The 11,583-nt window shown below is 40.2% G+C and carries 7 protein-coding genes; 2 read left to right on the forward strand and 5 right to left on the reverse strand.

Translation table 11 applies throughout. From position 1 onward, the window contains the following. Positions 1–58 precede the first annotated feature (58 nt). Positions 59–550 carry a 2-amino-4-hydroxy-6-hydroxymethyldihydropteridine diphosphokinase gene (gene folK / locus JXQ92_RS16545; protein WP_421987754.1) on the forward strand — a complete coding sequence of 164 codons (492 nt, stop codon included), beginning with the start codon at positions 59–61 and terminating at the stop codon, positions 548–550. A 55-nt stretch (positions 551–605) separates the two neighbouring features. Here folK and fabD read toward each other — a convergent pair whose 3' ends face one another. From fabD to JXQ92_RS16570, 5 genes are all read right to left on the reverse strand, one after another. Next, entirely contained in the window at positions 606–1,478 is an 873-nt protein-coding gene (gene fabD / locus JXQ92_RS16550) for an ACP S-malonyltransferase (protein WP_421987755.1), read from the reverse strand. Positions 1,479–1,519: 41 nt separating this feature from the next. After that, a complete protein-coding gene (locus JXQ92_RS16555; protein WP_421987756.1) occupies positions 1,520–1,942 on the reverse strand; it encodes a thiol-disulfide oxidoreductase DCC family protein in 423 nt (140 codons plus the stop codon). Continuing rightward, positions 1,921–4,785 (reverse strand): gliding motility-associated C-terminal domain-containing protein, encoded by a 2,865-nt coding sequence (locus JXQ92_RS16560; protein WP_421987757.1) that lies wholly within the window; start codon positions 4,783–4,785, stop codon positions 1,921–1,923. Before JXQ92_RS16560 ends, JXQ92_RS16555 begins: the two co-directional genes overlap by 22 nt. A 72-nt stretch (positions 4,786–4,857) precedes the next feature. Beyond that, complete coding sequence (locus JXQ92_RS16565; protein ID WP_421987758.1) at positions 4,858–7,728, reverse strand: gliding motility-associated C-terminal domain-containing protein; 2,871 nt, start codon at positions 7,726–7,728, stop codon at positions 4,858–4,860. Positions 7,729–7,858: 130 nt separating this feature from the next. Continuing rightward, the gene (locus JXQ92_RS16570) at positions 7,859–10,717 is read right to left on the reverse strand and encodes a gliding motility-associated C-terminal domain-containing protein (RefSeq protein ID WP_421987759.1); all 2,859 of its coding nucleotides are present in this window, start codon (positions 10,715–10,717) and stop codon (positions 7,859–7,861) included. 175 nt (positions 10,718–10,892) lie between these two features. Between JXQ92_RS16570 and JXQ92_RS16575 the strand changes: the two genes are divergently transcribed. After that, positions 10,893–11,579, forward strand: a complete 687-nt coding sequence (locus tag JXQ92_RS16575) for a succinate dehydrogenase cytochrome b subunit (protein ID WP_421987760.1) — start codon at positions 10,893–10,895, stop codon at positions 11,577–11,579. Positions 11,580–11,583: the final 4 nt, after the last annotated feature.

Raw genomic sequence — 11,583 nt, forward strand, 5'->3', positions numbered from 1 at the left:
TTGGCAAAATAGGCACACGCTGAATCAACTCCAATAACTAATACTATATTTGACGAATATGAGTGGCATCTATCTTTTATTGGGTACTAATTTGGGAGAAAGAGCTTCTAATTTAAGGCGCGCTTGTGAGCTATTGGTGGTAGAGCGAATTGCCATACGCAAAGAATCTTCTATTTATGAAACGGCGGCATGGGGTGTTGAAGATCAGCCGAGTTTTTTGAACCAGGTAATAGAAATAGAAACCAATAAAACACCTGAGAGATTGTTAGCTTTAGTACAAGCTATAGAAATAGAAATGGGACGAAAAAAGAAGGTAAAGTGGGGTGAACGTTTAATTGATATTGATATTCTTTACTGTAGTGACACCATTGTTAATCATCCAGATTTGGTTGTGCCGCATCCGGAAATACAAAACCGTCGTTTTACATTAGTTCCACTGGTTGAAATTGCTTCAACCTTCAAGCACCCGGTTTTAAAAGTCACACAACAAGAATTATTGGACAATTGCCCGGACCAGCTGGCAGTTACTCCTTTTGTACTCAATTATTAGATATAAAAAAATCCCTCGAGAGGGATTTTTAATAAGCTTTTATTCAAGGACTTTATTAGATGCTAGAAACTTCAGCTTCTCTGTGAATCTTTTTCACTAAACCTTGTAATACTTTGCCTGGTCCTGATTCTACAAAACTTGTGGCACCATCTGCTACCATTGCTTGTACAGATTGCGTCCATCTTACCGGTGCTGTTAATTGCAGCTTCAAGTTCTCTTTTATTTCTTCAATGTCAGTTGAAGCTTTCGCTGTTACGTTTTGGTAAATTGGGCAAACGCCTTTACTGAATGTCGTTGCGTCAATCGCTTTTTCTAACTCTTCTCTGGCAGGTTCCATTAGTGGCGAGTGAAATGCTCCACCAACGGGTAAAGGAAGTGCTCTTCTCGCTCCAGCTTCTTTGGCCTTTTCGCAAGCGATTTCAATCCCTTTATGAGATCCTGAAATTACTAATTGGCCAGGGCAGTTATAATTTGCTGCTACAACAACGTCGTCAATTGAGGCACATAAGTCTTCAACTACTGCATCTTCTAGTCCTAGAATTGCCGCCATAGTGGAAGGGTTAGCCTCACACGCTTTTTGCATGGCCATAGCACGTTGAGATACTAGTTTTAAGCCATCTTCAAAAGACAATACCCCACTCGCAACGAGTGCAGAAAATTCTCCCAATGAATGGCCTGCAACCATGTCAGGATTAAATGAATCGGAAGTTTTAGCTAAGGCTACTGAGTGGAGGAAGATTGCCGGTTGAGTTACTTTGGTTTCTTTTAGCTCTTCCGGTGTTCCTTCGAACATAATATCGGTGATTCTAAAGCCTAGAATGTCATTTGCCGACTCTAAAAGTTCTTTTATCTCAGGTGAAGATTCGTATAAATCTTTGGCCATTCCAGGAAACTGTGCCCCTTGGCCAGGAAATACATATGCGGTCATGTGATAATTTTTTTGCTAGCTACAAAGCTAATCAATAATCACTAAGCTTCCACAAATCGAGCGCGTAGCTCAGGGGTAGGCATTCTGCAAGAGTTTCTTTTTCCCCACCATCTATATCTGTTCTTGGCGATTATATCGTAAACGCCATGTCTGATAAATGGGGGGATAATTATAAAGATGTATAAGAGCGGGTAAAGGCCCGACATCTTTTTGGCTATTCTAAGTGCTGCACTACTTTTTCGATGAACATTTCCGCCACTCAAAAGCACCAAGCTATCGAATGACTCTTGGTCGTAACCAAGTTCCTTTAGTTTTTCTTGACCAAAATCTGATTGTAAAGCAGCAAACTTGAAATGTCCTTTCGGGTCATGATCAATAATCAGATTGACAGAGCTGTTACATAGGTTACAAACACCGTCAAAGAGTAAAATGTCCTGGTTCGCTATCGTATTATCTTTACCCAATTTCTAAATTCCTGAGTCCTTTTGCTTTCATCAAGTACATCAAAGGTAACAACTACATGGTAATAATATGTTCCCTCTGCTAAAGGATTGCCTGACTTATCGCGGCCATCCCAATTAATAAATATGTCTGGCTCCGTTTCACCGCATGTAGAGTAACTATAAATTTCTTTTCCTCCCCACCGATTGAAAACTCGGAACTCAACTTCTTTAACAAAACGTGGACACTCTGAATTTGGTTCGTTAAATGCACTAAAAGTATCGTTTCTAGTATCAGAATTTGGAGTAAAAGTATTTGGCAGGCGATAGAAAGGGCAATTATCAAAGCAAATGGTTTCACTGAACCCACTTTCATTTCCTGATCTATCAATTGTTGAAATTCGATAGCAACCTTTTAAAGATGATAATCCACCATGTATGTACTCTATGTCTTCTGTAAAACCTAAAAAGGTAAAACTATCAGTAAGACCACTTTCAGAAAAGTAAACTCTATAGCCGGCTAAATCAGAATCAGTATTATTCTGGTTCCACCGCACTGTATTCGAGAAGTTATCATAATTGCATGGCGTATTGGTTATGTTTTGGCAGTCTTCAGGGGTAACCAGTATTACTGAATTACCATCAATGTCTATCCGATCAGGATTGTTATCAACTAGAATGTCTGGATCGATTGGTGGAACTTCATCACCAGGTACGGCGCAGATTTCTTGAGAATTGTTAAGCAGCGGACTGTCGATTTGGGCATTGCCATAACTTCCTTGTGTGGTTACGAAATAACAATATTCAACCTCTTCTTTAAGCGCTATGCCATTAAAGCTTCCGGTATCATTGTAAATGAAGTTCGATGTCTTACTGTTAATACTATCTATTAAAATAAAGTTTTGAGCATCTGAAGCATCGGAGTCTGTACGGTTTCTATAGATGTAATGGTATGGTGCCGATTCTGTTCTATTGTTCCATGGTACATTTGCAATCCATTCAACCTCTATGGCATTTTGTATGGCTAATGCGGAAAGTCTTACAGTTGAAGCAGGTTCGGAAATGGCAATGAGGTTATCAGGGTTAGCGACAGTATAGAGCTCTACGCTATAATTATAAGATTCATCAAGCGTATTTAGATTTGTATCCACAAAGGAGTTGTCTTGTGTGGTAGTGACTAATGTTCCGTTATTCGAACCAGAAAGTCCTTCAAATCGCATGAGATTATACTGATATGGAGGTGGAAATACATCGGTATCTATATCTAAGGGAGATGTCCACCTGATGGAGATTTCACCATTGGATTCATCAGTTTCTTCAATACTAACATTCGTTATTAGTGCTCTATCAATTGGTACAGTTACACAGAATTCGGTAGAGGCATAACTTTCGCCACCTTGAGGTAGAGGAAATTTCGCTACAAGCCGGTAACAATACTTTGTTCCTGGGCTTACATCCTCATTGTCGACCGTATTTGTTTGAGCTGATGGCACTTCTTTTATTAATTCGTAGGCTCCATCAGGAATACCAGTGTTACATTCAATAGGGGAGAATTCGAAGGTGTCAATTCGTCGCCAAACTTGGATCAGTGGATTTAAGTTGGCCGCTATATATTCGTCCCAAACGAGTTGAATACCACCATTATTGGTCAGCGCGCCGCTTAAGCCAGTAGGGGCAGGTGCCACTACAGTAATATTCCATGTTTCAAAACTTGCAAGGCTCGGTCCAGCATCATCAGGGGTATCATCCGATATTTTTAACTGAACCTGATATGGGCGTTCTCTGATATGAGAAGAATTTGTTTGCCAGTTAAACTCAAATTCTTGTGGAGAGGCTACAAATGATTGATCCGGAGAAATAGTCGCTGGGCTATTATTGATTTCGAAAGGACCACCAAATGCTTCTAATGAAATTGGGTGTCCATCAGGATCGCTTCCGATAATAACCTCCCTAATGTTTGTGCCAGCTTCTACACACAAATCCATCGGTACGGTGATTTCAGGCCTTTCGTTTCGACACTCATCTTCTACAAGAATCTGCATATCACGCGTCACAAAACCCAATTGCACCCACTCTTGTCTTAATTCTGAAAAACGCCATTCTTCCACAATGAACGCGATATTGTATTCACCAACAAATTGTGGTGCATCCCATGTTAAGAGCCCCGTTTCTTGATCTATTTGTAGTAAGGCGGGGTTTGAACCATCTTCACGTTCATTAGTAATGATAGGGTCATTTAAATCGGTATAACCTAGAATGTTTTGGTTTGGGGCTAGTTGTGGCAATACAATTTTAAATACAAGGCTGTCGCCATCAGGATCAAATGCCCCAGGGTTATGAAAGTAAGCTTGTCCAACGCATGCTTTGTCAATTGGCGGGATAGATAGCTTTGGCGATGAATTGACCGCATTCCCTGGCTCTATTCGGGTTACACCTTGAATGTGAAAAGGGGTGTCTACGGAATTGGGGATATTGATAATTCCTTCATTTCTATTCTGTTCGGTATAACTGGCTATGTAAGTTCTTGGGGCTTGGTAGGTATGAACAAAGACCATAACGACTTTGCCTACTTCATTATTTATTACGGTTCTCGATATAGATTCTGCCTGAGCAATGATGGCAGCTTCTCCTTCTATGGTTGTGCCATCGCCAAAGCGAAAAATTGGGTTTCCTTGTCCTATTCTCACTTCCGATCCTAGGTCGGTATAAAGCGTGAATGTGAATCTGTAGGTAAGGTTTGTCTGAGAAATTAATTCAATGCAAACATCTCCTGCTCGAATGTGCGTTGCTTTTGCAATTGAGGATATGCAAAGGAGTAAGGCTATGCCGAGTACAGCAATTTTGCCTGATCTTTTTGAGGAAGGCATAGTAGTTTCGGTTGATTGATAAAATCATAACGAACTAATACCTTCCAAGATTGCTTGAAATAGTGCTGAATTTTAGCGAATTATTCTCACCCAGTTTTTGAATTCCTCAGTGGCAATAGATTGATCCAACACATCATATGTTACGGTAGCCAGATAATAGTAAGTGCCTGATGGCAATACATTACCATTTTTATCTGTTCCATCCCAATCGATGAAGATATTGGGTTCAACATCTTCCGTAGAGTTATAGCTATAAATTTCTTGGCCACCCCAACGGTCGAATACTTGGAAAACTACCGATTCTACAAACCTAGGACAACGTCCATTTGGTTGATCGAAAGCGCGGAAAGTATCGTTGATATTGTCACCATTTGGTGTAAATGTATTTGGCAATTCATAATTCGGGCAATTGTCGAAACAAATCGCATCGCTCAGTGAACTTTCATTTCCAGATCTGTCCACGGAAGCTATTCTATAGCAACCTTTAATTGAACTTAAACCAGTATGATCGAAGGTGTTTGTTCTGCTTGAACCGACCAGTGTAAAATCAGCTTCTGCTCCTGTTTCGGAGAAGTACACATTAAAACTTGCAATGTCATTGTCAACATCATTTACGGTCCATGAGACAGTATTAGTGAAGTTGGCAAATGCACAAGGTTCTACGGTCAGCCGCTCACAATTTTCACTTTGCAATAATATAAGCGGAAGGCCATCTGGACCAGTTATAATAACATCATCACCAGGTGTATCAATTTCTGGCTCTTCTGGTGGAACATCATCATTTGGCTGAATACAGATGATTTGCGAATTATTCTCAAGCGGAGAAGGGATTAGTGGGTTTCCATAACCACCTCTAGTCGTTACAAAATAGCAGTACTCACGATCGTCCAATAAAGCTACATTATTGAAGCTTCCATCGTCTAAATACCGCAATCCATCCACTGTAACTCTTGCACTATCTATGAGTACAAAATTGTCGACATCAGATGCTGTGGCGTCCGTTCTATTTCTATAAATCAGGTGCCAAGGATCACTTTGTATTTGATTCGACCAAGGTACATCAGCATCCCAAGTCAGGTTGATTGACCTCACCTCGCCAAAGGCATCTAATCTTACCGATGAAGCTGTCGATGAGCTATCGATTAAGTTGTCATCTACATCATAAAACCTAACACGATAGTTATAAGCTTGCGCAGAAGTGTTTAAACCGGTGTCAGTAAAAACGGTATCACTGGTTGATGTAACAAGCGTTCTGTTATCGGTGCTGTTAAAGCCATCGTAACGAATTAGTTCATATCTATATGGAGGAGGGAACAAAGTCGCGTCTATGTCAAGTGGAGAAATCCATCTTACAAATACTTCTCCATTAGTTTCACTTGTCTCTTCTACAGAAACATTGGTCATCGCAGGAACATCGAGTGGAATAGTAACACAAAATTCTTGTGAAGCATAACTTGTACCACCGCTTGGCAGTGGGAATTCTGCTACTATTCTATAACAATAATTTACGCCTGGACGGATGCCATTTTCATCTAAAAAGGATGTTTGATTAATCGGTAATTCATCTATCAGTTCATAACCAGAATTCGCCGGAATACCGATGTTACAATTTTCGGGATCGAAGTCGAAGCTATCGACACGCCGATAAACTTGCATTACCGGGTTGAAATTCGCGCCAATATAATCGTCCCAATTTAACTGAATCGAAGTACTGGAAGTTATACTGCCTGTTAAACCAGTAGGTGCTGGCGCGACGACTGTAATATTCCACCTTTCAAAATCTGTAAAAGCTGGTGCGTCTGGATCGGACGGATTATCGGATATCTTGAATTGAACTTCGTAGGGTCTGGATCTTACATGAGAAATATCAGTCTCCCACTTAAAAAGAGATTCTGCCGGTTGATCTCTAAACCTTGGTGCTGCATCTTCGTCTGGTAAGCCTACAAATTCTGCTGGGGCAATGTTTAAGTCGAAAACACCTCCAAATGCTTCTATAAGAACTTGATTATTATCAGGATCAGTTCCTCGGACAATTGCTTCTAAAAGAGTGCCTGCTTCAATACAGGTGTCCAGTGGGACTTCTAACTCTGGTCTTTCATTATTACAGTCTTCCACAACAATTTGCATGTCACGGGTAACAAAACCAATAAGTTCATAGCGGTCGTTTAGCACCGAGAACCGCCATTCTTCGACAATGAAGGCCACGTTGTATTCCCCCTCAAATTGAGGGGCATCCCAAGTCAGATCCCCAGTTATAGGGTCAATTTCGAATATGGTTCCACCACCACCTCCTTCTCTTAAAGTAGAAATAGATGCATCGTCTAGTGGTAAGTAAGTTTCAATGGCAACGCCTCTATCTTGTAGCGGGGTAACTAGTTTATAAGCTAGGCTGTCACCATCGGCATCAAAAGCACCGGCATTATGGATAAAGCGCGAACCTATACACGCTCTATCAATTGGTGGAATCGTTAAAATGGGAGTGTTATTCAAGCCATCACCCGCTTGGATTCTAATGGCTGTTTCAACGTGAAAGGCAAGGTTTTCAGATGACGCGCCTCCTAAGTTGATGATATTTGTGTTTCTGTTTTGCTCTGTAAAACTTACTACATACACTCCGGGGGCATCGAATGTATGATCGAACTGAATGGTGATGATCGAAGTATTATTTCCAATGTTTACTTCACTGATAACATTGTCAACCGCTTCAGCCCTAAGCGCGTCAAGCGTAGGCCCAATAGTTCTGCCTTGGCCAAAATTAAATACACCACCTTGGCCAAACTCAACACCTTCAGTATCTCTGTAAATGGTAAGGGTAAATCTATACCTAAGACCGGATTGTGAAATTCTAACGGCGGTAATTTCTCCTGCACGAATGTGAGTTGCCTGAGCCTCTAAAAGGAAGGCTGTAAGGAAGGCAAAGCACAGGAAAAATCTTTTGAACATACTCATGCTATTGATTTCTAATAGGACTAACGCAATATCTGCAATTAGTTGTACTTAATTTTAAAATTTCTCTTCAATGTGTTAGGCGATTGACACACATCAAAAGTAGTCTTTAAAAATACCATTTTTATTATTTAACGATCTTAACCCAGTTTTTGAACTCTTGTTTTCTTTTTGCCGGATCGAAAGTACTGAAAGTGACTGTTGCGGTATAATAATACGTTCCAGGGCTAAGAAGCTTGCCGTCTTTATCTCTTCCATTCCAATCGATAAAGGTGTTTGGAATAGCTGCCTTGCTCGAATTGTATCCATAAATTTCTTTGCCACCCCATCTGTTGAAAACTTTAAATTCTACAGCTTCAACAAATCTAGAGCACCTACCATCGTTTAAATCGAATGCTCTGAAAGTGTCATTTATTGAATCGCCATTAGGAGTAAAAGTGTTTGGTAGTTCGTAATAAGGGCAATTGTCAAAACAAATGGAGTTAGTCATTTCACTTTCGTTGCCCGACATATCGACTGAAGTAATCTTATAGCAACCCTTAATTTCAAGTAGCCCTGAATGGATAAATTCTGTTGTGGTACTTGTACCTACAAGGTTATAAGACTCTTCTTCGCCAGTTGATGAAAAGTAGACATTGAAAAAGTCCACGTCATCCAAATTATTAACCGTCCAGTTCACTGTGTTTGAAAATTCAAGTTGCTCGCAAGGTGATAGTTTATCCAACTCACAATTTGGACTGTCTATAATGTTAAGCATTGTTCCATCGGGTCCTTCTATGGTAATAATATTATCTGGTAGTTCGATTTCAGGTTCTTCTGGTGGCCGATCGTCTTCTGGTTGAATGCAGATAATTTGAGAGTTATTGAGTAAAGGAGAAACAATAGCTGAATTTCCATAACTGCCTTGTGTAGTGATGTAGTAACAGTATATCAAATCGCGATCTAAAGGAGTCGTATTAAACCGGCCATTATCGGTATAGCGTTGACCAGATGTTAGAACATTCACACTGTCGATTAACACAAAGTTATTGTCATCCTGAGCACCTAAATCAGTTCTATTTCTATAGATATAATGGTAAGGTGAAGTTTGAATAGCGTTTGACCATGGCACATTCGTTTCCCAAGAAAGGTCTACTGCTCGAATGTCTGGAGTGCCGGTAAGTCTTGGGGTTGAAGCAACATCTGCACTATCGATGAGGTTATCATCAGCATCATAAAACCTTACATAGTAGTTGTATGCCTGATCTTGTGTGTTTAGGCCAGCGTCTATTAAAACGGTATCAAATGTTGACGCTACGAGGGTTCTATCACCAGTACCGTTAAGGCCATTTTGCCTAAATAGTTCATAACGATATGGGGAAGGGAAAAGTAGTTCATTGATGTCAAGAGGAGAGGTCCATCGCGTATAAACTTCACCAGCAGTTTGGTCTGTTTCTTCAACCGAAACGTTTATCATATTTGGTACATCAGCATTGTTTTTAAGACAAAATTCCTGTGATGCATAGCTCGTGCCACCATTGGGTAATGGGAATTTAGCGACTAGCCTATAGCAATAATTCACTCCAGACATTACGTTGTTATTGTCTAAATAATTCGTTTGATCAATTGAGATTTCATCGATGAGTTGGTATCCGGAGTTTGCAGGAATACCTACGTTGCAGTTAATGGGGTTGAAATCAAAGCTGTCAATTCTTCTATATACTTGCATTACAGGGTTTAAAGCAGCAGCGAAATAATTATCCCAATCAAGTTGAATTCCGTCGGGGCTGGCAATATTGCCAGTCAACCCAGTTGGTGCAGGCGCAACTACCGTGATGCTCAAAGTTTTAAAATCAGTAAGTGGATTCTGACTTCTATCTGCCGGCCTGTCGGTTACTTTAAAAACCACTTCGTAAGGCTGATCTCTAATGTGCGAAAGCGAGGTTTGCCAAGTAAAAAGACTTTGTGCTGGCTGATCTCGAAAGCTTCTGTCATCTACCAAGTCTGGTAGAGCGAGAAAAGATGCTGGAGAAGTATTTACTTCAAAAGATCCTCCAAAGGCCTCAATAAAAACCTTGTCATTATTAATGTCTCTAGCAGTTATAATGGCCTGAATTTCCGAAAGCGCACTGATGCAAGTGTCAGCAGGTAAAATCAATTCTGGCCTATCGTTATTACAAGTCACTGCAATGATCTGCATATCTCGGGTTACATATCCGATTAACTCGGCTTCTCCCGTAACTTCAGATTTTCTCCATTCTTCTACAATGAACGCTATGGAATATTCTCCCACAAATTGAGCCGCATCCCAAACTAAAGTTCCATCAAACGGATCTATTTCAAATCGAGCAGGAGAGCCACCGTCCTCTCGCAAGTTGGAAACGGTCGCATCATTTACTGGGAGGTAAAAATTAGCGTCAATATTCCTTCCTTGTTGAGGTGTTACTATTCTATAAGCCAAACTATCGCCGTCTATATCAAATGCACCCGAATTATGAAAGAACTGCGATCCGATACAGGCTCTATCTAAAGGGGGTACGGTTAGTTGCGGTGTATTATTTGAAAACCTAGACGAAATTCTCATGAAGGTTTCAATATGAAATGGTAAGGTCCCAGATGCTCCACCACCTAGATTTATAATATTTTGATTCCTGTTGCCCTCGGTATAACTGACAATAAAATCTCCTTCATTTTGGAATGTATGATCAAATTCTACGACTACAACAGAGGTGAAATTGGCTAAGGCGGTTTCTCTAAATCCTTCTACCGAAGCGTTGGTCATCGCTTGAATTCCGGCAACTATTCTTCCATCTCCAAAATTGAAAGTGCCATTACCCACCTGAACGCCAGATTCTGTATCGCGGTAGATCACTAAAGTAAATCGATAGCGGAAACTAGTCTCTGATATTCGCACGGCAGTGATATTTCCTGCTCTTAAGTGCGTTGCCGCCAATTCTGCAACGCATGAAAGAACGAGAAATAAACAAAGAAGCAATCGGCGCGACATGGACAAGAGGGCTCGTTTGAAATGAATAACGTAAATATGTAATACTTTAGACAAAAAATCTCAACAATTGGTTGTTACATGCTGTTGTGATGACAAAATGGATCAAAGACGAATTGACTTTGATTGCAAACGTTTGAGGTATAACTTTGGATTATAAATTTAACGACTAACATAAATGAGTTGGGTTAAACAAACCTTTAGCAGTTCCATAGGTCGCAAGTTCGCCATGGCACTGTCAGCACTGTTCCTTTTAGTATTCCTTCTTCAGCATTTTACCATAAACCTAATATCGGTTTTTAGTGAGACTGCCTTTAATGAGATTTCTCATTTTATGGGTACTAATCCATTGGTGCAATTTGCTTTACAGCCAGTATTAATTTTTGGTGTGGTTTTTCACTTCGTGATGGGATTCATACTAGAATTAAAGAATAACAATGCTCGGAAGATTAAATATGCCATGAATAAAGGAGAAGCCAATTCAACTTGGTTTTCTAGAAACATGGTTTGGTCAGGGCTTGTAATTCTTGGTTTTATTTGTGTGCATTTCTACGATTTCTGGATACCAGAAATTAACGTCAAATATATTCAAGGCGATATGTCTGGGATGATCAATGGCGAATACAGGTACTACGAAGAATTGGCACACAAATTCGAAGATCCAATTAAAGTTGGTATCTACGTTTTGTCTTTTGTTTTCTTAGCAATGCACTTGTTACACGGCTTCCAGTCGGCTTTTCAGTCTGTTGGTGCAAATCATAATAAGTATACTCCGGGAATCAAGAAGCTGGGTAAGCTCTACGCTATTGCGATTCCAGCAGGCTTTATTTTCATTGCTCTATATCATCATCTAACTGCGCATTAAGAAG

Origin of the sequence: Roseivirga sp. (assembly GCF_049099775.1) — a bacterium.
Taxonomy (GTDB): Bacteria; Bacteroidota; Bacteroidia; order Cytophagales; family Cyclobacteriaceae; genus Roseivirga.